Below are 25,443 nucleotides of genomic sequence, written 5' to 3'. Positions count from 1 at the left end.
ACTGCTACGCGTTATAGATTTGGCGGCTAACAACGCCTCAGGTCAATGAATGGCACGCTGTCGGGCGTCTATGATACACTTGGAAAGAAACCTGTACGCGCTCGCCTCAAGCGCCCTATCTACAAGGGTGAGTATAGGAGCCTGAATGGCGGAATACATTGTCCATGCGAGTAACTTCGGTCTACTCCTAAAGGAGTAGGGTGGCTCGCCTAAGAGGAGAAAGCTCATGGTGATTCGGGTGTTGATCGCCGATGATCATAGTGTTGTACGTGAGGGGCTGAGGATGTTCCTGAGCCGAGACCCGGAGATCGCGATTGTTGGAGAGGCTGAAGATGGCGAAGAGGCGGTTCGTCAGGCAATGGAGATGCGTCCCGATGTGGTATTGATGGACGTTTTGATGCCGGTTATGGATGGCATCGCCGCGACGGCTGCCTTGCGCCGCGCTTTGCCAGAGACAGAAATCATTGCTCTTACAAGTGTCTTAGAGGGTGCGACCGTCGTTGATGCCATAAAGGCGGGTGCCATCGGGTACCTGCTCAAAGATACCCAGGCGCAGGAATTGCGTAAGGTTATCAAGGAGGCAGCATCAGGTCAGGTGCATCTCTCGCCGAAAGTCTCGGCTTCCCTGGTTCGCCAGGTGCAAGCTCTGCCGCCCGCCGAGTCCTTGACGGAGCGTGAGAAGGACGTTTTATGCCTCTTAGCTCAGGGCAAGGCTAATAAAGAGATCGCGAACCACCTCCAGATTGTAGAAGATACTGTCAAAGTGCATGTGCGGCATATCTTGGCGAAGTTGCATGTACAAAGCCGTACTCAGGCCGTTCTGTGCGCTCTTCATCTTGGGCTTGTGGTGCTGGATACGAAGAATCAGCCTGAGAAGAAGGCGCGTCCTCAGTGAGTGTCTGCCGTTCTTTCGTCTGAGTGTAGCCGTCTGTGGCAGGAAAAGAGGACCATGGTGAAATACGTTGAGCGCATTGCTGTGCGAGATGGACACATCAAACCCCAATGGAGCCGGAGAGTGATTGATAGCCTTCTCGCTCTCGGTGGGACGGCCCTTATTTCGGCTGTCATTGCCCTGGCGCGGCTCTATTCACATACTCCTACTATCTCTCTGCTCTATCTGCTCATTGCTCTGGCGCTGGCAAGCACACGCGGTCTCTACGCTTCCTGCCTGATGTCATTGCTCTCAGTGTTTGCCTTTGACTTCTTTTTTGTTCCTCCGGTTTTTACGCTGGCTGTGTTCAAGACGGAAGATGTGCTCACGCTGGTCGTTTTTCTGATAGCCTCGGTTATTACAAGCCAGCTTGCTGCCGCCCTGCGTATGCGAGCTGAGCAGGCTCATAGCCGCGAGCGTGAGCTACGCCGCCTCTACGAGCAGGCTCAAGAATTGGCATCGCTTCAGGAGCGCCAACGCCTGGCGCGCGAGTTACACGATTCAGTTTCTCAGGCGCTTTATGGTATTAGTTTGGGGGCGCACACAGCTCAGGAAGCCCTGGTCGATGATCCAGAGCAGGCGACGGCTTCGCTGGACTATGTTATTTCTCTCACAGAAGCTGGATTGGCTGAGATGCGCGCCCTGATCTTTGAATTGCGTCCTGAGTCGCTGGAGGCGGAAGGCGTGGTCGCGGCGCTGAGTAAGCAAATCGCGGTTATGCGCACGCGCTATCGGCTCTCGGTTGAGGCTCACCTCGATGAAGAGCCTGATCTCTCGTTGGAGATCAAGTACACGCTCTATCGTATTGCTCAGGAAGCCTTGCATAATATCGTCAAGCACGCACGAGCCCATTGCGTGACACTTCACCTTGCGCGAGAGGATCAGGAGATTCGTCTCCTGATAGAGGATGATGGTCGCGGCTTTGATGCAACCCAGAAGTTCCCTGGTCATCTAGGTATCTGCTCCATGCAGGAGCGGGCGAAGAAGGTGGGAGGAGAGCTCACGCTTAATAGTGAGCCGAACCAGGGCACTCGCGTGCAGGTTCGGCTCCCATTGGTTTCCGCGTAATGGGTCATCAAGGTCGCGTAGTTACCAGCCAGCCGCGATGCCCTCGGCGCGTGGGTCGGACCCACCTTGCATGACGCCTGTAACGGGATCGATGATAATGCCCTGGGCATAGCCCATAGTGGTGAGCCATGGGTCTCCCTCCTCTACAATGTGTCCCATCTCGCGGAGCGCCTGTAGCGTTTGTGTGGGCACTCGTCCTTCCATAAGCAATGTCTCTTCCGCCCCTCCATAGGTGGCTCCGTGAATCCAGCGCGGCATCTCAAGTGCTTGCTGAATGTTGAGGCCATAGCGTTCGATGGCTGTATAGACCTGGAGATGGGTCTGGGCCTGCCCATCGCCCCCCATTGTTCCAAAGACTATGACCGGGCGACCGTCGCGTGTCGCCATGGATGGGATGAGCGTGTGTAGCGTGCGCTTGCGAGGAGCCAGGGCATTCGCGGCAGTGCTATCGAGCGAGAAGTAGGCCCCTCGATTTTGGAGCACGATGCCTGTATCATCGACCACTACGCCGCTACCAAAGCCCATATAGTTGCTCTGGATGAGCGAGACCACATTCCCCTCTCTGTCTGCCGCGCAGAGATAAATGGTGTCGCCTGTAAAGCTGCCAGGAGCTTGCGACGCCTGCGCGTGTTGTGGATCGACCAGGGCCGCCCTTTCCGCGAGATAGTCCGGGGCTATGAGACTGGTTGGATGCACACGCATATGCTCAGGATCGGTGAGATAGGCTGCGCGGTCTGCGAAGGCCAGTTTCTTGACTTCCACCGCGTGGTGGATCGTCGTAGGCGAGAGTGGTGAGTCACCTGTTTGCAGGTGGTTCAGCATACCTAGCATCTGGAGAGCGGTAATTCCCTGGGTGTTGGGTGGTAGCTCGTAAATAGTGAGGTCTCCGAAAGGAACACTGAGCGGGGTGACCCAATCACTGCGATGGGCGGCAAGGTCTTCGCGTGTGATAAGTCCACCTTCTTGCGCGAAGAAGGCCGCTATCTGTTCGGCGATCTCTCCCTGGTAGAAAGTCCCCACTCCTTCGCGCGCGATTGTGCGTAAGGTTTTAGCAAGCGTTGGATAACGAATGATTGAGCCCAGAGATGGAACACTTCCATCTGGAAGAAAGTGTGTATGCCAGGAGCGATGATATTCACCACTGGCACTGGCGCGGTCCAGGGCTGAGCGCAAATCAGGCCCCAGGGCAAAGCCCTCCTCGGCGTAAGAGATCGCGGGTTCAAGGGCGCGAGCCAATCCCAGGCGACCAAAGCGCTGTGCGGCTTCGTTCCAGCCACTGGCGCAGCCGGGAACCGTTACCGAGTGGACGCCGCGTTGGGGCATGCTTGTAAAGCCAAGTTCGCGATAGCGCTCAATACTGGCTGTCGCCGCTGAGCGTCCGCTCCCGTTTAAACCATGAAGTTGCCCACTTCGCGCGTCATAAATTAGCATGAATACGTCGCCACCCAGGCCACAGACAAAAGGGTATACTACCTGGAGCATGGCGCTAGCCCCTATGGCCGCGTCAATAGCATTGCCACCCGCTTTGAGGATGTCCAGGCCCGCCTCGGCGGCGAGATAGTGCGGTGCCGCGACCACGCCTCGGCGAGCCATCGTAACGGGTCGATGTTGAGGAAATACGTTTTCCAGTCTTGAATAGGCCATGTGATCCTCCCTGATCTAGAATGTCTCTCTCAACAAAGGTTGCCTATCTTATATATTACACTGCCTGGCAGGTGCAGTGTGATGGTGATGACTGCAGAATGAGTGGTTTTTATCAGAAAATAGTCGTTAATTCGGTCTCTGCATGGGCCTGGTAGGCGGATTGACAACATTGGGTACCATCGGACCCTGGTTTGATAAGGTCTGTCAATTGGCATATACTAATTCGTATCGGTAGCGAATGCCTACCATTGCTATTTTGAAGGTCTTATGCGAAAACCAACCCATTTGGGAGTGTGGCATCGCTGACTCCATGTGGGGTACGGTGCGTTCTGGTTTTCGGATAGGGAAGTAAGTATGGAGGATAGATCGTTCCATGACATTACGTATTATACAGGCTGGTCTGGGCGGATGGGGGCGTGATTGGGCGAAAAGTGTTGTATCAAAGAATAAAGATATTGAGCTTGTGGCGTGTGTGGATACCGATCCTGGCATGCTTGAACTTGCTCGCGGCGTAGTTGATATCGCGCCTGAGCGCTGCTTTACGACGCTAGAGGAGGCGTTGGCGACGGTTGAGGCGGACGCCGTTCTGATTACGGCGCTGTTGGGAGCCCATTTGCCACTCGCGATAACCGCGCTTAATGCTGGCAAGCATGTGCTGGTAGAAAAGCCATTTGGCCCAACAATCGCCGAGGCTCGCGAGGTTGTTGAACTGGCGGAGCAGCAGCGGCGCACGCTCTTTGTCAGCCAGAACTATCGCTTCTATCCAGCGGCCCAGGCTGTGCGCGACTTACTGCAAAAGGGCGAGTTAGGGGAAGTCGGTTCGGTATACCTGGATTTCCGCCGCTATTCGAATACCGCTCCCGTAGAGACCCATCGCCATTATCATATCTGGGAGCCCCTGCTGGTAGATATGTCGATTCACCACTTTGACCTGATGCGTATGATCCTGGGTCAGGAGCCCACTCACATCACCTGTCAGACCTGGAATCCATCCTGGAGCAATTTTGACGCGGCCTCAACCGGAGCCGCGACGATTACATTTGATGGTGGGGCGATAGTGAACTATCGCGGCAGTTGGGTAAGCCCTGCCACCCGAACGAGTTGGGGCGGTGAGTGGCGCATCGAGTGCGCCAAGGGCACGATTTCTATGGTGACGCGTGATGATGAGGTGCCTGATAGCGTGACTATTCAACCCTTGGAGGGGGAAGCCTATGAACTAGAGCTGCCCACCGTCTCCAAGCAAGATCGGCATGGTACGCTTGATGCTTTCGTTCAGGCTGTTCGTGAAGGGCGCACAACGTCCGACATTTCCGGGTTGAACAATCTATTCACCCTGGCGCTGATGTTCGCGGCTGTCGAGTCCGCTGAGAAGGGCCAGCCCGTCGAGATCGCGTAATATGTAAGTAATATCTACGCTTCCCCCGGCAAGCTCTCACCCCTCCATCAGGCGTGAGAGCTTGCCGCTTTCATTACAGATAGACAGATGAAGTCGCAGCGCGTCCACCATGACTGGGTAATGACTTTGCCTCTAGACTTCGCTTACAATCTCGCTCTCGCAGACCTCAAAAGGGTAGCCTGAATAGTCTTCGATGACATAGATCAGGCCGCGCTCCTGGTCCTGATACTTCCAGGCGATAGTGCCTCGTGCTCGACCGTCATCGAATTTTACCTGTTCATTAAGCTTGTAGGCACCGCCATCGACTAGCGTTCCGTATTGGAAACTGTTCTGACGGTAAACGAATAAGCGGAATTCGGGCGTGTCCTTGTACATGTAAATATTCAACCCCTTTGGCTACTATTTCTCCTTGAGCCAGGTCTGATGCGTATGTGTTGCATCTCAGCAAATGAGAGACCTAGGCCTGGTATTGTCTCTCCTCTATCTCAAGGAACTCGGATATCGAATGTGATTACTGCTTGGTATCGGCATAGCACTGCATGGGTTTTACTTCAGGGCTAGTTTTTAGCCAAAGGTACCAGAAAACAGACTGATTTTCTCCATGTGGCATATGCTAAGGAACAAGGGCGAAACCAATCCTTTATTTATGTGCGTGACCCTTCAAACTTTGTCGTGAGTGGAGTCTTACTATGTACCATCCCACCAGCCGTGTTCTGACTGTGCTAGAACTGCTTCAGGCCAGGCCGTATATTAGTGGCCCAGAGTTGGCGGCGCGCCTGGAGACGGATGTGCGGACGGTGCGCCGCTACATTACACATCTTCAGGACGTTGGCATTCCCGTTGAAGCCAACATCGGACGGCATGGAGGATATCGCTTGCGCCCAGGCTTTAAGCTACCACCACTGATCTTTACAGAGGAGGAAGCGACCGCGATAATGCTTGGTTTGCTCGCAAGCTCATGGTTGGAGATTGAACACTCTCCCATCGCGATTGAGGGCGCGTTGGCGAAAGTGTCGCGTGTCTTGCCTGCGCGAGCACGGGAACGCCTGGAAGCGGTATCATCCCATCTCGTCTTCTTTCCGCATAACCAGCAGGCGCGACCCGATGCCTCGCTCTTGATCGATCTGAGTGGGGCAATTCAAGCCTCACAGCGTGTTGCCCTGGATTATAGTTCCAGACAAGGTGAAGTTACACATCGCAAGGTGGAGCCATATGGCATCACTGGCTGGAAGGGGCGCTGGTATCTTGGAGGGTATTGCTGCTTGCGCCAGGGATATCGAGTATTTCGCCTGGATCGGATACAGCGGGTGGAAATCCTTTCAGAGACGTTTGAGAAGGCTGATGATTTTGATTTTGAAACCTTTATAAAGGCACAATATACCGCTCCCAGCGTGGCTATAGAGGTAGAGTTCCAGACGGATCTGGCGACTGTACAACAAAAGATGGGCACTGTCTATGGAACGCTGACCCCTACTTCTTCAGGCGTCTTGTTTCAAGAGCAGCACGACGATATCGAGCGTATGGCACGGTACCTGATGATGTTGGATCTGCCGTTCGTTGTGCATGATCCGCCAGAGCTACGCGAGGTCTTGTTGCGGCTAGGGGAACGGATGGTGAAAATCGCGATGGCATCACCCTCTTCTTCAGGAAAGTGATGAATACGACATATCATTACCAATTGGTCAGAGCCTCTAGCGCAAAATAGCGCGGTGTGCTATACTAGGAGAAACTGTAAAGTGCTTTGTTGCTCCGAGAAATTGACCGAGGTGATGGTGCGCAATACAGGAAGATATGTTCAATCCGCCTTCTCCTTATGGAAAGCCTGAGCGCGCTAGTGCTAGCCGCGAAAGCGGTGTTGGTTTTCGCATAAGATCATAGTGGCGAATGAGAAAGAGAGTTTTCATTGACTGACCAGACACTGTATTGTCGCGACTGCAACCAGGAATTCACTTTTACTGTCGGTGAACAGGAATTTTATGCCAGCCGTGGCCTGACCAACACCCCGAGCCGTTGCCCATCTTGCCGCGCGGCCCGCAAACAGGCTAATGGCGGACAGCGTGGCGGTTTCCGCCAGCGCGAGCAGCGCCCCATGTACTCCGCGACTTGCGCGAGTTGTGGTAATGAGGCCATGGTCCCATTCCAGCCCCGCGAAGATCGCCCTGTCTACTGCCAGGATTGCTACCAGCCCCGCGAGAGGCAGTACTCCGACAGCAATAGATCGCGCTGGTAACGCTAATGACCCAGATTATTGTAAATCCCGACAGACCATTTGAAGTGGCGGTAAAACAGTTCAGTCGCAGCGTACAGAATGCAGGCATTCTGGCCGAGGCACGCCGTCGCCGCCACTACGAGACGCCCCAGGCGCGTCGCAAGCGCAAGGCTGAGGCCCAGCGCCGCCGCCAGAAGCGCTCCCGTTACTAGTCTTGACGGTGTTCCAATAAGTCTTGCTGGTTCTATGAGCGCCGATAGGCTTTCCTTCAGACCAACCTGTGCCAAAGATATTACAGGTTGGTCTGAAGGTTTTTTTATGTCATTTTTCTATGCATTCGTTAATTTATCTCGCAGGAAGAAAATCAATCCGCCGCCGATAAGCAGCCAGGCTATGAGCACAAATGGCAGCAGATTGAGGGGCCACGGTGATGGCGAGATGACGACCGCGCCGAGAATGCCCAGGATGATAAGCAGGCTCACTCCTGGCAGGATGCCATGCAGGAAAATGCGAAAGCGCTCTCGCCGTTTGCGGAGGAAGAAGACGATGCTGGCGAGCGCGACCAGGGCATAGATAATCAGAATGAGTAGCGCGTCTAATGTACCCAGGAAACTAAATGCCTGGATCGGCGTAAATAGAAGCCCTAATGGGATACCAACAATTAAGCCCAAGATGCAGAGCATAGTGATTGAGCCGATAGGATTCTGGCGTACAGGGTGGAGCCATGCCGTCCAGTGGGGAAGCAACCCGTCACGACCAACGGTATAGAGGATACGCGCGCCACCATTGATGATCGCCAGGGCCGCGCTAAAGAAGGAGAGCAGGCCCACAATATCTATGAGCACAGCCAGGACTGGTCCGCTATACTGCCGCCCAAGAGTATCAAAGGGCGCGGGATCGTTGGCGAATCCCGTTGCCATGTTGGTGATGCCATAGCCTACGGTACTCACATAAGCCATCAGAACATAGAAGACGCCAACGACAATCATTGAGCCGAAGACCGCGCGCGGAATATTGCGGTGTGGATTACGTGTCTCTTCGCCAAGGGTGGCTGCTGTCTCAAAGCCAATAAAACTCAGGGTTGCTAATACGATGCCTACAGTGATGTCGCCGCCTCTGGGAATAGTTTGCAGGGTAAAGGGAACGAGCGTCAGACCACCCTGCTGGCCTACGCGAAAGAGCACTATCCCCGCCAGGATAAGACATATGCCTATCTCGAAGGCCAGAAAAGCGAAATCAATGTTCATTGATTGGCGCACACCCAGATAGCAAATGGCAAAGGCCAGTCCAATCGCCAGCACAAACCAGAAACTCCAATGCAGGTTGAGACCGAACCAGCGCTGGACGAGTGTTTGCAGGTTCGCGCCCAACAGGACAAACGAGTAGGGAACTCCCACGATGATCGCGGCAAGACCAACCCAGGCTGTGAGAAAGCCCGGTATAGGGCCAAGGCCCTCGGTTACAAAGGTATAGGCTGAGCCGCTGGAGGGGATTTCCCGCGAAAACTCGCTATACTGGTTCGCGACCAGGAGCGCGATCAGAAAGCCGATGAGGTAGCAAAGAGGAATCGCCGCGCCTACCAGACCCGCCTGGGGAATGGTGTTAAAGAAGATAGAGGCGGCAGGCGACATGACCGCGACCGAAATAATGATGGCATGACGCAACCCGAGGGTGTTTTGCCGCAGCGATGAAACTCTCTCATCATCTGCTGGCTGTTGGATGGGTACATCACTCATAGCATTCTCCTCATTCATAGAAATATATATTTCGACGATGGGCGCCGCCGCTACTGAAGCGACGCGGCAACATACGGGGTTTACCGTGGGAGGGGATGCGTTGATTCCATTTTAAAAGTGCATCATACATATAGTGGTGGACCTGAGAGGGAAATGTGCCTCTCATGATCCACTGGCACTCAATGTGTGGAAGTATCGGATAGTATGCTTAACTATACCATCAAATTGAAGAGAATGTGGCGGGAGGCTTAATCATGCTTGAGATGCTTATCTTTTACATTTCTACTCACGCCTTTTCCCTTTCCTGTTATTGCTGAGTTCTAGTATATGACAACGATGCCGTGCTGTAACAGGCAAAGATGCAATGACTGTTATGGTAAGGCTTGTTTGTGTTACCTTGAACGTATACTGATACATATGGTACGCTATCGTTTATAAAGAGGCGCGAGAGGATCTATAGCTGCATGATGGCTCACGTGCTCATTGAGAAGGAAGAGTGCATTTGAGGGATCGCGTTCGCTTCCAACCTCACCCTGTCTAATATCCTTCCCCGCTGGTCAGAAGAGGGCGTGGACCTCCTGACGAAGAAGAACCTGTATTGGTAGTGTTATGGATGTTCTTCTTTGAGATCAGGAGTGTTTTACCATGTCTTTTTTCTGGCGCTTGCTCCCTTCGCGCGATCTGTTGCGCATTCCCGCTCTCCGCTGGCTGGTAATCGCGCGCTTTTTGGGGGACCTCTTCTTCTACTCCACTACGATTGTCTTCTTTCAGCAGCAGCGTGGGCTCAACTTCACTGAGATGTTTCTCATGGAGTCGATTCTGTCATGGTCTATCTGGCTGGTCGATATCCCTACGAGCCTCTGGGCGGAGCGTATCGGGTACGCGCGTATGATGCTGATTGGGCGCTGCGTAGGTTTTGTGGGTATACTCATCTTCGCTCTGGCGCATGGCTTCTGGCTTTTCGCCCTCTCTAATGTGCTCGGTGGGTTCGCCATTGCCTCAATTTCGGGTTGTGAGAGTGGGCTTGTCTATGCTTCGCTGCCTCCTGAGCAGCGGGAAGAGCGCGGAGGCGAGACTTTTACCCTGTTGACGAGCGCGTCGAGCGCGGGCTTTTTTCTGGGCCTCTGCACAGGTAGCTTTCTTGGCGCGTATAGTCCCGCGCTCGCTGTTTGGGTGAGCCTGCTTCCGGCGTTGCTGGTCTGCTTCGCGACGTTGCGCCTGTTCCACTACGTGCGACCTGTGATGCTTCGGGAGGAGCAGGCGCATGCGCGCGTGCGCGATATGTCGCTCCGAGTAGGAAAGTTGATACGCGCTCAGCCTCGAACGGTCTTTCTGAGCGTCTTTCGTGCGCTGGGCTTCGCCATGACGAATGCTATCTTCTGGTATAATCAGCCCTTTTTTGAGCGTGCTGGTATCCCTGTGCTCTGGTTTGGGCCGCTGACGGCGCTGGCTATGGGGGCGCAACTTCTGCTTTTGTTGCGCCTGCCTATACTTCAGCGTCGCCTGGGAACTCGCTTCGTGCTCTTATGCTCATGCCTTGTGCCGGGTCTTTGTTATGTGTTTCTGCCCTGGGTTTCCTCAATCATACTGGTTGTATTCCTGGTGATGGGAATCGTTGCCTTCTCTGCCTGGCAAGAGCCTGTGATTGAGCAAGAACTGAACAGGCGTATTCCAGATGTCGCGCGCGCCACTACCCTCTCAACGCTGGGACTGACTGGCGCGCTGGCGAAGGGTGGCTTTGATCCGTTGATTGGTCACCTGGGCGACCTGGGCCTGGACCGGGTGGGCCTGGGCCTTGGTCTGGGCCTTGTCGCGTTCGGCATCTGTGTGCCATTTCTGGTTTCGAGGTCCAAGTGAGCCTGGCGCAGTGCTTCCGCCTGCGCCTACATATAGAGAGCGGCAAGCCTGCTGTACGCTTAGCGCGGAAGCCAGGGGCGAGCCGCCTCATCGATGCGCTCAAACTCTTCGGTAGTGAGAGCCCAGCCGAGCGCGCCTGCGTTCTCCTGGGCTTGCCGGACATTCTTGGCACCCGGAATGGGAATAACATGCTCATCTCTCATGGTAAGCCAGTTCAAGGCTACCTGCCCGCTCGTCTTGCCATGAACCTGAGCTATCTGGACGAGTACCCCAGCAGTGGTTCCATCTTGCGCCTTTGCCTGAGACTGAAGGCGGGTGAGAGGCGGCGCGGTCCGCGAATGGTCGGTATGGTTTCCGCGTTGACGCTATATTTGCCAGTGAGAAGTCCTTGCTCGAGCGGACTGTAGGCGATGAGCGTTATGTTTAGCTCGCGGCAGGCGTCGAGCACGCCATTGGATTCCGGATGGCGATGTAGGAGGCTATAGTGAACCTGATTGGAGACCAGGGGGATATCGTGACGCGCGAGCCTGGCATGGGCCTTGCGCATCTGGTTCGCGCTATAGTTGCTTACTCCAACGGCGCGCACTTTCCCTTTGCGCACCACCTCCGCCAGGGCATCCATCAGTGCGTTCATCTGAATAAATGTGTAGGGCCAGTGAATCTGATACAGGTCGATATGCTCAACGCCGAGCCGTTCAAGGGAGTCGTCTAAGGCCTGGAACAAAGTTCGGGCGGAGAGGCGCAAGGGAAGGGGTGCGAACTTGGTCGCGATCACGATGGGCTCTCCAACTTCGCGCATACAGTCGCCCAGGATACGTTCAGACGCGCCCTGACCGTAGATCTCGGCGGTGTCGAAGAAGTTTAGCCCGGCATCGAGACAGGCTTTATACGCTTTTACGATGTCGTCCTGGGTATAGTCTTGCCCGTAGTTCCAGAAGGCCGTGTCGCCCCAACTCCAGGTGCCAATACCCAGGGCTGGGAGCGCGATATCGGAAGCCCCCAGAGTGCGCTGTTCTGTTTGCAACATGTACGTTTCTCTCTTATGAACGTGAATGGACAATATCGATGATGTGGATATTGTGGCACGTAATGAGAGGAAGTACAACGTATACGCTTTCTTCCAACGGAGTCGCGCTCATATTCGCATCCGTTTTGCCCCTTTGTTGATATTCAGGCTTATTGTGGCAAGCTACTTTGAGATGCGACCGCTGTGTCAGGCGGATTGTGAGCGATATGGGTTGTGGGGATCGAAATGATCATTTCGCTGGTGATGGTGAACGTTGCCACGTTCGGGGTGTTCAGGTCCGACAACGGGGAGCGTGGGCTGGTGCGTTTGTGTGGAAGGATTGTGAACGGTTGCGGAATTGGGTGTGTGGGGGCTTGCCGAGTTTGTTGGCGTGGGATGTGGATTGTGAACAGTCGCGGAATTGGATGACGTATCATGCGGACTGGGAGCCTCGTCGGGTAGGGGATCGGCAAGATCATCTTCAGGGATGGGGGCATATATGAAGGAGGTTAGGAAGGTATCCTGATCGAGGATGGCGTCAAGCAGTGGTTGGATGAAGGGGTGAATGGCATAGTGCCCGCGCTGGGTGAGCAGGAGCAGATTGGCGCGCACCATCTTGGAGAGGATGTGTCGCACACAATCATAGTCCAGGTCCAGCACAGTCGCGATCTGTTTGGGGGTTAGATTGAGCGCGCAGTCACGCATCAGATGCAGGATCAGAAGGCGCTCGGTCGAGATGATCTTGTGCGCGCTTATCGTCTCCAGTGCCACACGCTCGCGCATAGTCGCGAAGCGATATTGAATACGGTCGGATGGACAGTAGAGCAGGTGCGTAGCGGCGCGTGTATAGCGGCCTGATACCTCAAGGCGAGCGTAGCTATCGATGGAAAGGCGTTTGAGGTGGAGATGTGTGTCTACGAGAGCGCTCAGTGATGTTGAACGCTTCGCTGTCTGCATAATCAGGATCGCGATATTGTGTTGCTCCGCGAAGCGGCGCAGGATAAAGAAGAGGTCACGGTCATTGCCACGGAAGAGACGGCGTAGACTGGGCAGGTCATCCAGCACAATCAGGCGTGTGTTGGGAGCGCCTAGCAGATGATCATGCAGATGCTGTAGTCCGTTCTCCATATTCAAATGAGCCCAGGTATTTTTGACCAGGAGCCTGTTTGGCTTGCCTGTGGGTGAGGATGGCGTGCTCAAGCGGTTTTGCAGGGTGTGGATATGCAGGGCGGAACTGCCAAGCGCGAGGTAGAGCGCTTTGTTGCCGAAGGGGGTGTCAAAGTGCCGCGCGAGCGCCCCCGTTGCCTCAAAGGGAGGTGTACCAGTGGCAATATGGAGCCCCAGTTGTAGCGCGAGAGAAGTTTTACCACTGAACTCCTCGCCGGTAAGGAGTGAGAGACCAATGGGGATCAGGTTGGCAATGGGAGCGATACCCTCTGTGAGGACGTGAGAGGTGTCCTGGTCAAGTTCTTGAAGTGTGGAGATGGGCATATAGGGGCGGGCAATGAGATCGTCGTGAGCCTCGGACATAGGATACATCCTCCTGAATTGGGGTCAGAATGGTGATGTCTACACTATGCACACTGTAAGCTATTATAAAGGCATATTAGTATTTTAACATAATACTATCGAATAATCAAGTAGATAATAATAAATTAGTAGAATTGATGATATAAATATACTTTTAATGTGTGTCGTCGCTATGTGGCTCAGGCGAGCGGTTGTGAACGATCCTGGTTTTACAATTTATTATGCTTGACATCTTGTTTCTGTGTAGACTACAACTGGTTATGGAGATATTTGCTACTGTGTCATATGCGCGTGTACGACAAAAAAGTATCAAGTAGACTCATTGTCGTTTATTGCCAACGGAGGTAATAGCATTGCACTTCATGAATGATCAATCGCAACTCTCATTTGCGCGTACAGCCTGGAGTACGCTCGAACCATGCCATGCCCTGATCTACTTCGCGCCGGAGGCACGTCAGGCTTACACTCAGGCGGGTCTAAAGGGCTACTGGATGGGATATTTTGCCTCGCGCTCGGCACCTCTGGGTGCTGTTCCCGTTGAAGTTGTGACCGCGACGTTCTATAATTTTCATCCACGTATGATTGGTCGCGCCCTGCCTGATGCCTGGAGCTTCTCTACCCCTGAGCGTGTTATCCAGGTGCGTCTAAGCGCGGCTGATGCCGCTCTGCGCCGCCTCCTGGGGGAGCGTATGGGCTCGCAAGAAGTCGCTGAAGCGGCTGAACTAGCGCGAGAGGCGACGCGCGGCTGCTCCGTGGTTGGGCGCGCGCTGTATGCCACCTACGCGGCCCTGCCCTGGCCCCAGGAATCACACCTCGTGCTCTGGCACGCCGCGACCTTGTTGCGAGAGTTCCGTGGTGATGGGCATGTGGCGGCCTTGCTGGGCGAAGGCATAGATGGCTGCGAAGCGCATGTCCTTCAGGTTGGGATGGGGAATGTGACAAAAGAGGTGATACTGCCAAGTCGTGGTTGGAACGAGGAGGAGTGGCAAGCCGCCATACAGTCGATGCAGCGGAAGGGTCTTCTCGATAACGAAGGACAGATAACCGTGAGCGGAAAGACTCTCCATAGTGAAATAGAGAAGAGGACGGATTTTCTGGCCCTTCCTCCCTGGCAACATCTTGGCGAGGAGCGCAGTAAGCGCCTGCTCGAACTGGTGCGCCCGCTGAGTATCAGTATTATCGAACAAGGGGGCATCCCTATGCCAAACCCGATGGGTCTGCCTCGTCCCTGATGGGATGCGCCATTTGTGAACGATCCCGGCGGCAAACCTGGCATCAAAGCCATGCATAATGCAATGACTTTGATGCCAGATCTTGGGATGGTCGTTGGGAGCGCCAGATGTACGGGTAGACTCGCGACGAGCGAAAACTCTCTTCTGTGTTGCTTCTTCTTACCAGCGATTCCAATGGATCACTTCATCTAAGGGCTTGCGTGTAGCTGGTTTGAAGGTATCTCCTAGCGCGTAGGCAACGGGAATGAGTGCCGTTTGCATAATCCGCTCGTAGGGAATACCTAGCACATCGGCTGCTTCTCGCTCAAAGAAGAGATGATAGCTTGTCAATGATGTGCCCAGACCCCGTGAACGTGCGGCTAACATAAAGCTCCAGGTCGCGGGCATGATCGAACCCCACTGACCTGCTTGCTGGATGACGGGCGCATCTTTGATGCGGCCCTCAATGCAAGGAATGACATGTACAGGAACCTCATGTAGATGGTCAAGCAAGTAGAGTGCCGAAGCGCCTACTCTGGTATACATCGCAGCCTGATCCCCGGCGAGAGCAGCGGCGGTATGTTCTTCTATGAATGCTTTATTGGTTTCCCATCCTTTGCGATAGAGGTCCGCCAGGGCCTTACGCTGGGTCGGGTCGGTGATAACGAGAAAGTGCCAGTTCTGTCCAACCCCTGCGGTCGGTGCCTGGACCGCGAGTTGGAGGCATTCGGCGATAACTTCTGCTTCTACCGGGCGCGTCAAGTCCAGGCGTCTGCGTACCGTGCGTGTCGTCGTGAGTAGTTCGTCAGTGGTGAGATTAAGTTGAGGCATAAACGCCCACCTTTCTATTGTTGACAGTGATACTGATCTATGACAGGATAAACAAGGCGGTGATCTACTGCCTTATTTCGTTAAGTTAAGCCTTATTCGTAGTGTAGACTGACTACTGGTGAGAGACAAGAAACAGTCGTGATGAAATGTCTTAGCTGAGACAAGGAAGGCGAAATGACTCAATCTGCTAGCAATTTACGCACGAAACGCACACGGACGCTTCTGCGAACTGCCCTGATCGATCTCCTCAAGGAGCGTGGTTTTGATGCTCTTACTGTGGGAGAGATAGCTGAACGCGCTATGGTGAGTCGAGCCGGATTCTATCGCTATTATCAGGATAAATATGACCTGGTTGAACAACTCTTTGATGAATCTGTCCATACCATGATGCGCAATATTGATGCCTCGCCTCGTATTCACAAGAGCGGAGATGAAACGGAAGCCTTGCCGGAAGCCTGGGTGCAGTTCTTTGAGCATTTCGTAGAGTATGCGCAAATCTATCGTGTGGTGTTTGCTAGCAAGAGCCGCTCCTGGTTTCTGACGAAAATGCATACTTCATTGGAGAAGGCGATGCATATACGCGTACAGCAGCCATCTTCATGTGTCCAGAATGGAAGGCAAGTCGCTGACTCATATGATAGGCTTGCCCCCTCGCTCGCGGCTACGCTCTTGATTGAAATGATCACGCGCTGGTTTGAAGATGATCTACGAGAACCCCCCAGAGAAATAGCGCTCCGTTCTTCGAAGATGGCATCTTCTCTGTTGAAAGAAGTGGGCACCTGGAATAATCATTGAAGCCGGGTATTTTGGTGAATTACTTCGTGCCGGGAACAGGTGAGGCTTACGCGTGAGCTTGTTGTCCAGGCCGCGCGGTGGTGAAGCTTTGTGGTTATGCTTCACAAGAGCGAGGCGCTGCTGTTGAGGCGCGGACGACGATTTGTGGCGGTAAGAGTACAGTAGTCGCCATCAGTGTTCGACCGCTGATAAGCAACTCGACCGCCTGTTGTCCAATAGCGGTTATGGGTTGCGCGACCGTCGTGAGGGGCGGCGAGACTATCCGTGCCATCTGGATATCGTCATAGCCAATGATCGAGATATGCTCGGGAACGGCGATATGTACTTCGTGGAAGTATTGGAGCGCACCGATAGCGAGTTGGTCGGTGGAGGCAAAGATAGCGGTTGGAAGTTGCGAAGCCGTCCCGCGTTGTGCTAACAGGCGTTGGGCCAGCTTATAGCCTGCTTCAACTCCAAAGCCCTCGCTGAACATGGAGGTATTGTCGAAGCGTATACTCTGCTCTTCCAAGGCTCTGGCGAAGCCTCGCAAGCGTTCCAGCGATGAATGTAATGAGAGCGGCTCAAGGAAAACGGTGATATCCTGGTGGCCCAGGTCGAGCAAATGGCGAGTCGCGAGATAGCTTCCCTGGTAGTGATCAGTGGCTATGACCGGGTATGGCAGGTTTGGAAGGACGCGGTCGACGAACACCACACGCACTTGCGCGTGATGGAGCGTGGTCAGGATCTCAGGGCTCATCGCTTCAGAGGTTGCCACGATCAAACCGTCGAGCTGTTGCCGGAGCACATGCTCTAACTGTCGCTCCTCACGCTCGGCTGTATTATCGGTACTACACATGAGCAAGGAGTAGTTGTGCGCGAGGGCATGGTCCTCGACTGCTCGAGCCAGCCCGGCATAGAAGGGATTGGTGATATCGGGTATGAGGAGACCGATACTGAACGTCTGATGCTTCTTAAGCGCGGTGGCAATCATACTGGGGCGATAGTGCAGGGCTTCGATAGCCGCCAGAACGCGTTGACGCGTCTCCTGACTGATGCGTCCGGTACCATTAAGGATCTTGGAGACCGTCGCGGCAGACACGCCAGCCTTTTTTGCCACATCATAGATTGTTACCTTGGGCATTACAGCAATCCCTCACCAGCATGATTGGGTAATCGGTTTCTCAGGGACTCAAGTATAGCACCATCATACATAGAAGTAAATTGTCGCTCCTGAAGAATATGAGATATTCTCTTCGTGCCTATGGCGCTCAAGGGTTTATAAAGGGGATAGGTGAAGAATCGGTCAGTTGACCGATTCTTCACCTATCCCCTTTACCCAAAGGGTCCGCGCAACGGACCGGGAGCATACATAGAAAGGCTATCGTGAAGGGATCTGTAGTTCGCCGAGGGTAACAGGCACCGTCTTTTCTGTATTCCCCTGATAGAGGGTAACCGTTACCCTGTCGCCGGGTCGCTTGTTGAGCAGATAGTTGCTGACATCCGCGTTCTGTGTGACCTCGACGTTATCGACGCGTGTTATCACATCGCCGGGACGGATGCCAGCCCTCTCGGCGGCTCCACCCGCGTCCACTTTAGCGACGAGTAAGCCCCTATCTACTGGTAGCTCACGTTGTTGCTCGACGAATTGTGTGATTGGAAGGGCGGTAATACCCAGAGCCGCGCGCCCCGAGTTGATCACGCGCCCATTCTTGATGATCTGAGGCGCGATAAACTTCACGCGGTTGGCGGGAATGGCGAAGCCAACACCGCTGGCCGGCGTCTTAAATTCAGGATCGATCGCCGCCATGGTAGGGATACCAACCACATTGCCATTGAGGTCAACCAGCGCCCCCCCACTATTGCCAGGATTGATGGGTGCGTCAGTCTGAATGGTATCGGGGAGCGTTGCGCCCCCTGACTCTTCAGAAACGATGCGATTGAGCGCGCTAACGATGCCACTGGTCACCGTCTGGGTAATTCCAAGCGGGTTGCCTATAGCCATTACAGTCTGCCCAACCTGGAGTTTGGAGGAGTCGCCAAGTTTCGCGATAGGCATATTGCGGGTCGGTTGAATCTGTAGGACTGCCAGATCATCTGTGGGGTCGGCCCCGCGAATCTGAGCATCGCGGATCTCTCCATCCGCGAGCTGGACCTGAACGCTCTCGCTATTGGCGATTACGTGATTGTTCGTGATGATATAACCAGCCCTATCAATAATCACGCCAGAGCCAAGGGAGCCACCTTTGCTTGTCTTCACATTGACCTGGACAATGGTTGGTTTGACAGCCTCAGATACCCTCTGGCGTATTTGATCTATCTCCACCGTTGCACCAGATGGCTGATTCAGGGTGCCTACTCTAAGAGGTGGAGAGTTGCGTACCAGGAAGGCCACAAGCAAGCCAAGAAGTACAAGTCCCGCGAGAAGAGGGTAAATAAGCGTCCAGTTGCGATTACCCCTCTGTTGCTGTGGCGGGGCCATGTGTTGATTGGGTGGCCGATCGTATCGCGATGAATACTGCTCATTGTCTGGTGGTATATTTCGCGGATCGTGCGGTTCATTTGGGTCATTAGTACCGTACATGTTGCTTGCCTTTACTAAGGTCTTCTGCGAAAACCAACGCGTGGTTGTGTTTGGCACTAGCTTGCTCTGGTTTTCGGAGAGAAGTATGAAATAAGCCGTTTCCTTGTGCTGCTATAATTCTACCGACCTGAAAGGGAAAACATATGCGCATGTAGCAGCCTTGAGGATTGTCCGTGTTTAGTAGGGATATTGGTGGCGACTGGTGGATTGTTGAGCGCGTATGCGTCCGAGCAGGTCGCGCACCTCCTGATCGGAGGTTTGCGCGAAATCTTGATACCAGTAGCCGACACCATAGAAAGGGTCGGGCGTCTGCGCACAGATCAGGTGGTCCACTTCCCCTTGTAGTTGAAAACAGGTAGCACTAGCGGCTACAGGGACAGCGACCACAAGATGCGCCGGGCGCTGTTGTTTGAGAGCCTGCACCGCTGCGCGCATACTAGCGCCTGTCGCCAGACCATCGTCGACAAGTATGATTGTGCGATTAGCGAAGGCCTGTGGGGGATAATTGTCGCGGTACAGCTTTTCCCGTCGTTCAAGTTCCTGAGTTTCGTCCAGAGTGACTCTGTCAATGACATATTGGGGAATGCGTAAATGTGAGACAACGTCGTCATTGATAACGCGTATGCCTCCACTAGCGATGGCACCCATAGCCAGTTCTTCTTGCCCTGGTACACCTAATTTGCGTACGAGAAAGGTATCCAGGGGCGCGTGGAGTGTACGCGCAATCTCAAATGCGACTGGCACCCCCCGCGTGGAAGCGCCAGGACAAGCACATCTGGTCGCTGTTCATACATGGATAGCAGCGTGGCGAGATGGCGTCCTGCTTCGCTACGATCACGATAGATGCTGCTCATGTACTTCCCTTCTGGCAGGAGGCAAATAGCGCGCAAACCATTGTTGTGCCAGATCCGCCACCTGTTCCAGTGTACCCGGCTCCTCGAATAAGTGCGTTGCGTTAGGAACCAGTTCGAGATGCTTTTCTACATGGAGGCGTGCCAGTGCCTCCTCGTTCAATTCGATGACCTGCTCATCGCGAGAGCCAACTATCAGCAGTGTTGGGGCTTGCACGTGCTCCAAGGCCGCGTCCGCAAGATCGGGTCTTCCGCCACGTGAGACGACAGCCGCGACCTGTTCTGGTTGTTTCGCGGCGGCAACCAGGGCCGCCGCTGCTCCGGTACTCGCGCCAAAATAGCCAATACTTAGCCCAGCGCATGCGCTTTGGGCAAGTAGCCAGCGTGTGGCAGCCTGCACGCGGGAGCTAAGAAGCGGGATATTAAAGCGCAGGTGAGCGTGGGCCTGATCAAGCGTTTCCTCTTGCGCTGTGAGGAGATCAAGAAGCAGGGTCGCGAAGCCTGCACGCTGTAAGACGCGCGCGACAAACTGATTGCGAGGGCTGAAACGGCTACTTCCGCTGCCGTGCGCGAAGATGACCACACCTCTGGGATGTGGCGGTAGGCGTAGATTGCCGTTCAAGATAATTGTTTCATTGATAGTGATATGGCAGGTATCGTCTGTTCGCCTTGGTTGTGTATGCATGGCATTGTTTCATCTGGGAAATGCTGACCCCTCCAACAATATATTGGTGGAATAAGTAACGTGAACCGGATTGTGGGAGGGGTCGTATAAAGATCACGCCTCAATCTGGCAAAAGGTTTCTTTTCTCGAATACTGAAGGCTTCTATAGATTGGGGAGGCGTATTACTGCTTCCCTTTATTTGGGGTTGGCACTACTAGAATGGCTTGTGCTCACGTTTTCAAGTTTGCAAGTGAAGGTGTTATTGGGGCTGAACACGTAAGTGGTATCTCGCTAAGAGGTTGAGTTTCCGTGCCTGATTACTGTAGATAGAGAAAGGAGTGCATCTCTATGCAGAATACCATGCTCAAAGATCAGGCACAAGACTGCGCTCATGATTGTCTGCAATGCCATGCTGCCTGTATGGCTGCGGTTCATGAGGGGAAAAAGCGCGGTGGTGGTGATGATAGTAGCATTGCGCTTGATTGCGCGGAACTCTGTCTGGCAACTGCCCACATGCTTTTGCGCGACTCACCTCTGGCTGGTTACGCGTGTACTGCCTGCGCTTCGGCGTGCAATCATTGCGCAGGTATATGTGATCAGAAAGGCATGTCGGATGTCGCCAATGCCTGTCGCATCTGTGCGAATTCGTGCGAGCAACTGGTAAAGATGATTCCTTAGTGAGGTAACAGGGCTCAGTCAGACATCTTTAAGTGTTTCGCAGAGAACATGGGCCATATGTAGCTGAAAGCATAAGCGTCTACGTATGGTCCCATAATTCTCTGTGTGCCACCATCAATGGTACGGTGCCTTTGGTTTTTCAAGCGCATTTTTGAGACCTTTAGATTAAAGGTAAACCTAAGACGAGGGGCGGATCGGTCAGAAGTGGCGAGTGCAGGTCGAGATCAGGGTTCCCCATGATGTGACCATTATGGACAACCAGAGGAAGTGTACTGCTCCCAACGAGCAAATTCTTATCGGGGAGCAGAGATGATTGAAGATCTGAGGCCTGGGGGAAAGCCGCAGCCCGAAGATAATAAACCCCATCAGCGATGCCTTGAAGCAAATACCACCCTGGTGTGCTGAGTTTGGTGCAACGTACAGGAGCACCCTGAGGAACAGGACTGCTAAAGAGTCCAACATAAATAGTGCCGCGAAAAGCCGCGGGAGTGTTAATCTGTCCTACCAGGGCATGTCGCATTTGTGCGCAGGAGTTCGAGGGGGGCATGAACCCAGTATTTGGGACAGTGGATGGTTCAAAGGCATGAGCATGCTGGCGCAAAAGACGTGGTGACAGGCCAACAAGCTGTGTAAAGCGGCTTGTGAAAGAGCCAACGCTATTATAGCCAACCTCAAAGCAAATATCAGTCACACTTAGGGATGTCGTCAAGAGCAGACGCCTAGCCATCTGAAAGCGGAGAGCGGAGAGAAATTCACCAGGGGGGATACCTATCAGGCGACGAAATACGCGGTTGAAGTGGAAGGGGCTGAGGCAGGCGACTGAAGCTAGATCTTCAAGGGTCAGTAATTCATGGAGGTGGGTATGCATGGTATGAATTGCGCGTTCCACGGCTTGAGTATGAGCTTCGAGTGTGATCTGGCGCAACTCGTCGTCATGAGAAATAAGCATTGTTGGAGACATAATAGCCTTTCTCCTTTGATGGCAAAATTTTTCCACCGACTTATTCTTATTGGCTCCTTCGTAGGTGGAAAAACGGATCATCTGGAGCAGATACCTGCTTCGTTCCGCTTCGCGTGAGGCATTTCTGTGATACAGTGGAGGGAAGAATCATAAATGAGACCTGAGCACTAACGTGCTAGCGCACTCAGTTTTTCGTATGAGGAGAAATTTGTCAGGAAGGAAATTGACGGAACGTGCATCACTATCCAGCAGTTGCGACCTTAATTGACGATGTGACTCGGAAGCTAGAGCAATCTACACCTCATCAGTATCCCCCTCAATTGTGCCAGATGTTTAAAGAATGTTATCCCAATACCCTGGCGACTACGGTTGATGTGCTTGAAGATGGCACCACTTTCGTGGTGACGGGCGATATTCCCGCTATGTGGTTACGCGATTCTTCGGCCCAGGTGAATCCCTATCTGCACCTGGCTAAAGAGGACCAGGCATTACAACGCCTGTTCTGTGGACTTATTCAGCGGCAAGCGCAGTGTATATTGCTTGATCCTTATGCCAATGCTTTTAATCGCGAGCCCAGCGGTCAGGGGCATACAGGGGATCTGCCGCCAGCGGGACCCTGGATCTGGGAGCGCAAGTTTGAACTCGACTCGCTCTGCTATCCTGTGAGGCTGTGCTATCGCTACTGGCAAGAGACAGGTGATACAGGCATCTTCAATGAGACGCTTCATGCGATGCTGAACAAGATCATTGAAATCATGCGTATAGAGCAGCACCATGAGACTCGCTCTGGCTATACCTTTGAGCGCCCTGGGATGGATCTGGTGACAGAAACACTTCAACGTCAGGGGCGCGGCACACCTACCAGCTATACCGGGATGGTATGGTCAGGCTTCCGACCAAGCGATGATGCCTGTACCTATGGCTACCTCATTCCTGCTAACATGTTTGCCGTGGTCGTGCTGGGTTATGTCAGTGAGATGGCGCGTTCGCAGTATCAGGATGAGGCCCTGGCGCGGGAGGCTGAAGACCTGCGCCAGCAGATCGAGCAAGGAATTGAGCGGTATGGAGTGGTTGAGCATCCCACGTATGGGTCTATCTATGCCTATGAGACGGATGGTGCTGGTCATCATAATCTGATGGATGATGCGAACGTGCCGAGCCTGCTCTCGGCTCCTTACCTGGGATATTGTGTCATCGATGACGCGTTGTACCAGAATACACGACGTTTTGTGTTGAGCCGCGATAATCCCTATTATTACGAGGGCGAATACGCGAAGGGGGTTGGAAGTCCACATACGCCAGCGGGTTATATCTGGCCTATCGCGCTCAGTATGGCGGGTCTGACCACGACGGACCCGGAAGAGCAACGCGAACTGTTGACGATGCTGGTCAATACGACAGCAAACACGGGATTGATGCATGAGAGCTTTGATCCTGATAAGCCTGAGCATTTCACCCGCCCGTGGTTTGCCTGGGCTAATAGCCTCTTCGGCGAACTGGTACAGTCGCTCGTTGCCAAATAGAGGTCCATGCACTCCCCTGGTGTGAGAAGAAGCTATCAAGCGACGCCGAATCTTTGCGCAAAGGTTTGGCGTCGCTTCGTGTGATGAACGGTTCTAGTTGGCTCATGTCGGGACTGAACGTCACCCGGCTTGAAGTGGTATAGAATGATCTGTTACAGGTGGTGTGGGCATTTAGTGGCTTTCTGGTATATGCCTTATGTCACCCTGTTTATTCATTGCATCTATAGTGGCGGCCTGAGTGCTTCTTTCTTCGGTACGGACAGGCAATTTTCCTCGACAGTGAATCCAATAGAGAGGCACTGTCTCGGAGGGGTCCGTCAAATAGATAGCACATTTCTGAGCATTGACTACCAGATGAGCCTTCTTTTCCAGGATTGTTGGCTCCCTCTGTTGCAACCATGTAATCACTTCTGATGTCGTCTGGCAATCAGGGCAAAAAGCGCTGTCTCCAAGAGCCACACGGTTGCTCCTCAGGAGATGTTTGGGATACCAACTCGCAAGAGCCAGGAGACACACTTGAAGCGTATCATAAAGGTGCATCGTATCCCTTCCTTTCTGTGACTTGTTGGCGTGATGATATTGAATCTTGCAATAAGAATAGTTCATCCAATATGGGAACTGGTCGCGTGGGGCATGATTGCAGATTGAACTTACTTCTAACGTGTATCTATGCTCACCACTATTGATCCAGCTTTAGAGGGGATTTGTTTGATCTGGATGAGACCACTCTCCCCTGAGATCAACATTGAGCATCAGATCTATCCCGCACTGCCTGAGCACCTGTTGATGGGCAGCGACAATGAGCTGAAGCATGTCTTCCGCGCTAGCCCCTCCAAGGTTCACAAGATAATTCGCGTTTTGCTCGGAGATCTGGGACTTTCCATGTATCTGCCCTTGTAAGCCAACCTGCGCAATTAAATCCCTGGCGCTGGTTCTCTGGTGGTCCTTAAAGATTGGCCCTGTGAGTGGGAGTGAAGGTTCCCTCTGTCGGCGCTCGCGTAGGTAAATATCACGCTGCGTAAGTAATTGTTGTGAATCCTGATAAGAGAGGTGCAGTCCCAAGCGTAGCACAATCTCCGGTGGCTCGATTAGATGACGAGGGGAAAATACCAGTTTTCCTTCATCATCAATAACGGTTGAGCGCTTGCTGCGTAAACGGCTATGCCGGTAGCTCAGGTCAAGCTCGTTACGGGTATAATGACGTTTGGTGGCTGGAGCGAACTGATCGTCGGGATCGCTATCACTTCCTCGCGCATCTAACACATCAATCCATTCCAGAATTTGCCCTAAGTCCCAGTTGCGTGCTCCCGCGTTACTGACAATGCCTGCTCCGAGTGTACCAGAAATGCCAACGCCGAATTCCAAGCCACTCCAACCGAGAGGAAGCAAGGTGTCAAGAATTTGATCCCAGCAAGCACCAGCCTCTACGATGAGTAGTGCGGAGGTTTCTGTCTGCATGTTAATTTGATAGTGGTGGAAATCGATGCGAGCAACAATACCTCTCACCCCTGCATCGGCAAAGATGATATTTCTTCCACTCCCAACCAGCAGAAGCGGCCAGTGCTGCTCCGCGCACAAATTGACCAGGTCAACCAACTCTTGCTGACTTTTCAATGTCACCCATATATCCGCTGGTCCACCTACGCCAAAGGCGCAGTGAGATACTAGCGGCTCGTTCAGGCAGAGTCGCTCTTGAAAATGGGGATACAAAATGTTGTAGGCATGTTGGATATCAATGCTCATGATTATGACCTTTCGGCTGCGTTGGTCCAATGAATGCCGATTGATGGTATTCTGCGCTCTATGGTGACAACACGCTCGCTCCTATTCATTTTAATTTTGGCAGGTCGCACAAGCTCATTTTTTATGCGGTGAGTCCTGCGCCTACATACACATCCTGCCTGCCGCTATCGTAGGCGCAAGGATAAAGGATGTTGTTAAAGTGGCGAACGACCCTGGTTTCATGAAGAGAAAACAACGGCAGTGAATGG

At 53.4% G+C, this 25,443-nt stretch carries 24 protein-coding genes and 1 pseudogene; 11 read left to right on the top strand and 14 right to left on the bottom strand.

Going from position 1 to position 25,443, the window contains the following annotated elements:
• The first annotated feature begins 226 nt into the window (after positions 1-226).
• Both K3T82_RS02845 and K3T82_RS02840 read left to right on the top strand, forming a co-directional pair.
• Positions 227-895, top strand: a complete 669-nt coding sequence (locus K3T82_RS02845; protein WP_236030973.1) for a response regulator — start codon at positions 227-229, stop codon at positions 893-895.
• 54 nt (positions 896-949) lie between these two features.
• Entirely contained in the window at positions 950-1,999 is a 1,050-nt protein-coding gene (locus K3T82_RS02840) for an ATP-binding protein (protein WP_220191982.1), read from the top strand.
• Positions 2,000-2,020: 21 nt separating this feature from the next.
• Here K3T82_RS02840 and ggt read toward each other — a convergent pair whose 3' ends face one another.
• On the bottom strand, positions 2,021-3,643 hold the full coding sequence (gene ggt / locus K3T82_RS02835) for a gamma-glutamyltransferase (protein ID WP_220191981.1): 1,623 nt from the start codon (positions 3,641-3,643) through the stop codon (positions 2,021-2,023).
• Between the two features lie 373 nt (positions 3,644-4,016).
• Here ggt and K3T82_RS02830 point away from each other — a divergent pair, with 373 nt between their 5' ends.
• On the top strand, positions 4,017-5,039 hold the full coding sequence (locus K3T82_RS02830; protein ID WP_220191980.1) for a Gfo/Idh/MocA family protein: 1,023 nt from the start codon (positions 4,017-4,019) through the stop codon (positions 5,037-5,039).
• Positions 5,040-5,171: 132 nt separating this feature from the next.
• Here K3T82_RS02830 and K3T82_RS02825 read toward each other — a convergent pair whose 3' ends face one another.
• Positions 5,172-5,414, bottom strand: a complete 243-nt coding sequence (locus K3T82_RS02825) for a hypothetical protein (RefSeq protein WP_220191979.1) — start codon at positions 5,412-5,414, stop codon at positions 5,172-5,174.
• 314 nt (positions 5,415-5,728) lie between these two features.
• On the opposite strand from K3T82_RS02825, the gene K3T82_RS02820 reads away from it, so the two are divergent.
• The 3 genes from K3T82_RS02820 (at position 5,729) to rpsU (ending at position 7,460) form a co-directional block, all read left to right on the top strand.
• Positions 5,729-6,694, top strand: a complete 966-nt coding sequence (locus tag K3T82_RS02820; protein ID WP_220191978.1) for a helix-turn-helix transcriptional regulator — start codon at positions 5,729-5,731, stop codon at positions 6,692-6,694.
• A gap of 248 nt (positions 6,695-6,942) precedes the next feature.
• Positions 6,943-7,269 (top strand): zinc-ribbon domain containing protein, encoded by a 327-nt coding sequence (locus K3T82_RS02815; RefSeq protein WP_220191977.1) that lies wholly within the window; start codon positions 6,943-6,945, stop codon positions 7,267-7,269.
• 5 nt (positions 7,270-7,274) lie between these two features.
• Positions 7,275-7,460, top strand: a complete 186-nt coding sequence (gene rpsU, locus K3T82_RS02810) for a 30S ribosomal protein S21 (protein ID WP_220191976.1) — start codon at positions 7,275-7,277, stop codon at positions 7,458-7,460.
• A gap of 117 nt (positions 7,461-7,577) precedes the next feature.
• On the opposite strand, the gene K3T82_RS02805 is transcribed toward rpsU, so the two are convergent.
• Positions 7,578-8,984 carry an APC family permease gene (locus tag K3T82_RS02805; protein WP_220191975.1) on the bottom strand — a complete coding sequence of 469 codons (1,407 nt, stop codon included), beginning with the start codon at positions 8,982-8,984 and terminating at the stop codon, positions 7,578-7,580.
• A 645-nt stretch (positions 8,985-9,629) separates the two neighbouring features.
• Between K3T82_RS02805 and K3T82_RS02800 the strand changes: the two genes are divergently transcribed.
• Positions 9,630-10,841 (top strand): MFS transporter, encoded by a 1,212-nt coding sequence (locus K3T82_RS02800; RefSeq protein ID WP_220191974.1) that lies wholly within the window; start codon positions 9,630-9,632, stop codon positions 10,839-10,841.
• Between the two features lie 59 nt (positions 10,842-10,900).
• Here the strand turns inward: K3T82_RS02800 and K3T82_RS48980 are convergent, their stop codons facing one another.
• The 3 genes from K3T82_RS48980 to K3T82_RS02785 form a co-directional block, all read right to left on the bottom strand.
• The gene (locus K3T82_RS48980) at positions 10,901-11,098 is read right to left on the bottom strand and encodes an aldo/keto reductase (RefSeq protein ID WP_220195044.1); all 198 of its coding nucleotides are present in this window, start codon (positions 11,096-11,098) and stop codon (positions 10,901-10,903) included.
• The gene (locus K3T82_RS02790) at positions 11,095-11,868 is read right to left on the bottom strand and encodes an aldo/keto reductase (RefSeq protein ID WP_220191973.1); all 774 of its coding nucleotides are present in this window, start codon (positions 11,866-11,868) and stop codon (positions 11,095-11,097) included. The genes K3T82_RS48980 and K3T82_RS02790 overlap by 4 nt, the downstream gene beginning before the upstream one ends.
• A 186-nt stretch (positions 11,869-12,054) precedes the next feature.
• Positions 12,055-13,377: an AAA family ATPase gene (locus K3T82_RS02785; RefSeq protein WP_220191972.1), complete on the bottom strand. Its 1,323-nt coding sequence runs from the start codon at positions 13,375-13,377 to the stop codon at positions 12,055-12,057.
• Positions 13,378-13,739: 362 nt separating this feature from the next.
• On the opposite strand from K3T82_RS02785, the gene K3T82_RS02780 reads away from it, so the two are divergent.
• Positions 13,740-14,609, top strand: a complete 870-nt coding sequence (locus tag K3T82_RS02780; RefSeq protein ID WP_220191971.1) for an SCO6745 family protein — start codon at positions 13,740-13,742, stop codon at positions 14,607-14,609.
• A 159-nt stretch (positions 14,610-14,768) separates the two neighbouring features.
• Here K3T82_RS02780 and K3T82_RS02775 read toward each other — a convergent pair whose 3' ends face one another.
• Positions 14,769-15,419, bottom strand: coding sequence for a nitroreductase family protein (locus K3T82_RS02775; protein ID WP_220191970.1), 651 nt, complete (start codon positions 15,417-15,419; stop codon positions 14,769-14,771).
• A gap of 174 nt (positions 15,420-15,593) precedes the next feature.
• Between K3T82_RS02775 and K3T82_RS02770 the strand changes: the two genes are divergently transcribed.
• Positions 15,594-16,214: a TetR/AcrR family transcriptional regulator gene (locus K3T82_RS02770; protein ID WP_220191969.1), complete on the top strand. Its 621-nt coding sequence runs from the start codon at positions 15,594-15,596 to the stop codon at positions 16,212-16,214.
• Between the two features lie 94 nt (positions 16,215-16,308).
• Here the strand turns inward: K3T82_RS02770 and K3T82_RS02765 are convergent, their stop codons facing one another.
• The 4 genes and pseudogenes from K3T82_RS02765 to K3T82_RS02750 all read right to left on the bottom strand — a co-directional run bounded on the left by K3T82_RS02765 (position 16,309) and on the right by K3T82_RS02750 (position 20,310).
• A complete protein-coding gene (locus K3T82_RS02765) occupies positions 16,309-17,334 on the bottom strand; it encodes a LacI family DNA-binding transcriptional regulator (RefSeq protein WP_220191968.1) in 1,026 nt (341 codons plus the stop codon).
• 237 nt (positions 17,335-17,571) lie between these two features.
• Positions 17,572-18,774: a S1C family serine protease gene (locus tag K3T82_RS02760; protein WP_220191967.1), complete on the bottom strand. Its 1,203-nt coding sequence runs from the start codon at positions 18,772-18,774 to the stop codon at positions 17,572-17,574.
• Positions 18,775-18,951: 177 nt separating this feature from the next.
• A pseudogene (locus tag K3T82_RS02755) lies at positions 18,952-19,628 on the bottom strand (phosphoribosyltransferase).
• Complete coding sequence (locus K3T82_RS02750) at positions 19,609-20,310, bottom strand: dienelactone hydrolase family protein (protein ID WP_220191965.1); 702 nt, start codon at positions 20,308-20,310, stop codon at positions 19,609-19,611. The pseudogene K3T82_RS02755 and the gene K3T82_RS02750 overlap by 20 nt, the downstream one beginning before the upstream one ends.
• 328 nt (positions 20,311-20,638) lie before the next feature.
• On the opposite strand from K3T82_RS02750, the gene K3T82_RS02745 reads away from it, so the two are divergent.
• Positions 20,639-20,968 (top strand): four-helix bundle copper-binding protein, encoded by a 330-nt coding sequence (locus tag K3T82_RS02745; RefSeq protein ID WP_220191964.1) that lies wholly within the window; start codon positions 20,639-20,641, stop codon positions 20,966-20,968.
• Positions 20,969-21,128: 160 nt separating this feature from the next.
• Here K3T82_RS02745 and K3T82_RS02740 read toward each other — a convergent pair whose 3' ends face one another.
• Positions 21,129-21,929 (bottom strand): helix-turn-helix domain-containing protein, encoded by an 801-nt coding sequence (locus K3T82_RS02740; protein ID WP_220191963.1) that lies wholly within the window; start codon positions 21,927-21,929, stop codon positions 21,129-21,131.
• Positions 21,930-22,162: 233 nt separating this feature from the next.
• Here K3T82_RS02740 and K3T82_RS02735 point away from each other — a divergent pair, with 233 nt between their 5' ends.
• Positions 22,163-23,452 carry a glycoside hydrolase family 125 protein gene (locus tag K3T82_RS02735; RefSeq protein ID WP_220191962.1) on the top strand — a complete coding sequence of 430 codons (1,290 nt, stop codon included), beginning with the start codon at positions 22,163-22,165 and terminating at the stop codon, positions 23,450-23,452.
• Positions 23,453-23,623: 171 nt separating this feature from the next.
• Here K3T82_RS02735 and K3T82_RS02730 read toward each other — a convergent pair whose 3' ends face one another.
• Both K3T82_RS02730 and K3T82_RS02725 read right to left on the bottom strand, forming a co-directional pair.
• Entirely contained in the window at positions 23,624-23,992 is a 369-nt protein-coding gene (locus tag K3T82_RS02730) for a hypothetical protein (RefSeq protein ID WP_220191961.1), read from the bottom strand.
• Between the two features lie 153 nt (positions 23,993-24,145).
• Complete coding sequence (locus tag K3T82_RS02725; RefSeq protein ID WP_220191960.1) at positions 24,146-25,195, bottom strand: UDP-N-acetylmuramate dehydrogenase; 1,050 nt, start codon at positions 25,193-25,195, stop codon at positions 24,146-24,148.
• Positions 25,196-25,443: the final 248 nt, after the last annotated feature.

The organism is Ktedonospora formicarum, assembly GCF_016587355.1.
In the GTDB taxonomy this organism is placed as follows: domain Bacteria; phylum Chloroflexota; class Ktedonobacteria; order Ktedonobacterales; family Ktedonobacteraceae; genus Ktedonobacter; species Ktedonobacter formicarum.
Note: the sequence above shows the minus strand (reverse complement) of the source record. Positions and strands in the feature narration are given on the sequence as shown.

What these genes read in the sequence shown, in the direction of transcription:
- K3T82_RS02845 (WP_236030973.1), top strand. Translation starts at nt 227, where the DNA reads ATGGTGATTCGGGTGTTGATCGCCGATGATCATAGTGTTGTACGTGAG.
- K3T82_RS02840 (WP_220191982.1), top strand. Translation starts at nt 950, where the DNA reads ATGGTGAAATACGTTGAGCGCATTGCTGTGCGAGATGGACACATCAAA.
- ggt (WP_220191981.1), bottom strand. Translation starts at nt 3,643, where the DNA reads ATGGCCTATTCAAGACTGGAAAACGTATTTCCTCAACATCGACCCGTT.
- K3T82_RS02830 (WP_220191980.1), top strand. Translation starts at nt 4,017, where the DNA reads ATGACATTACGTATTATACAGGCTGGTCTGGGCGGATGGGGGCGTGAT.
- K3T82_RS02825 (WP_220191979.1), bottom strand. Translation starts at nt 5,414, where the DNA reads ATGTACAAGGACACGCCCGAATTCCGCTTATTCGTTTACCGTCAGAAC.
- K3T82_RS02820 (WP_220191978.1), top strand. Translation starts at nt 5,729, where the DNA reads ATGTACCATCCCACCAGCCGTGTTCTGACTGTGCTAGAACTGCTTCAG.
- rpsU (WP_220191976.1), top strand. Translation starts at nt 7,275, where the DNA reads ATGACCCAGATTATTGTAAATCCCGACAGACCATTTGAAGTGGCGGTA.
- K3T82_RS02805 (WP_220191975.1), bottom strand. Translation starts at nt 8,984, where the DNA reads ATGAGTGATGTACCCATCCAACAGCCAGCAGATGATGAGAGAGTTTCA.
- K3T82_RS02800 (WP_220191974.1), top strand. Translation starts at nt 9,630, where the DNA reads ATGTCTTTTTTCTGGCGCTTGCTCCCTTCGCGCGATCTGTTGCGCATT.
- K3T82_RS02790 (WP_220191973.1), bottom strand. Translation starts at nt 11,868, where the DNA reads ATGTTGCAAACAGAACAGCGCACTCTGGGGGCTTCCGATATCGCGCTC.
- K3T82_RS02785 (WP_220191972.1), bottom strand. Translation starts at nt 13,377, where the DNA reads ATGTCCGAGGCTCACGACGATCTCATTGCCCGCCCCTATATGCCCATC.
- K3T82_RS02780 (WP_220191971.1), top strand. Translation starts at nt 13,740, where the DNA reads ATGAATGATCAATCGCAACTCTCATTTGCGCGTACAGCCTGGAGTACG.
- K3T82_RS02775 (WP_220191970.1), bottom strand. Translation starts at nt 15,419, where the DNA reads ATGCCTCAACTTAATCTCACCACTGACGAACTACTCACGACGACACGC.
- K3T82_RS02770 (WP_220191969.1), top strand. Translation starts at nt 15,594, where the DNA reads ATGACTCAATCTGCTAGCAATTTACGCACGAAACGCACACGGACGCTT.
- K3T82_RS02765 (WP_220191968.1), bottom strand. Translation starts at nt 17,334, where the DNA reads ATGCCCAAGGTAACAATCTATGATGTGGCAAAAAAGGCTGGCGTGTCT.
- K3T82_RS02760 (WP_220191967.1), bottom strand. Translation starts at nt 18,774, where the DNA reads ATGTACGGTACTAATGACCCAAATGAACCGCACGATCCGCGAAATATA.
- K3T82_RS02750 (WP_220191965.1), bottom strand. Translation starts at nt 20,310, where the DNA reads ATGCATACACAACCAAGGCGAACAGACGATACCTGCCATATCACTATC.
- K3T82_RS02745 (WP_220191964.1), top strand. Translation starts at nt 20,639, where the DNA reads ATGCAGAATACCATGCTCAAAGATCAGGCACAAGACTGCGCTCATGAT.
- K3T82_RS02740 (WP_220191963.1), bottom strand. Translation starts at nt 21,929, where the DNA reads ATGTCTCCAACAATGCTTATTTCTCATGACGACGAGTTGCGCCAGATC.
- K3T82_RS02730 (WP_220191961.1), bottom strand. Translation starts at nt 23,992, where the DNA reads ATGCACCTTTATGATACGCTTCAAGTGTGTCTCCTGGCTCTTGCGAGT.
- K3T82_RS02725 (WP_220191960.1), bottom strand. Translation starts at nt 25,195, where the DNA reads ATGAGCATTGATATCCAACATGCCTACAACATTTTGTATCCCCATTTT.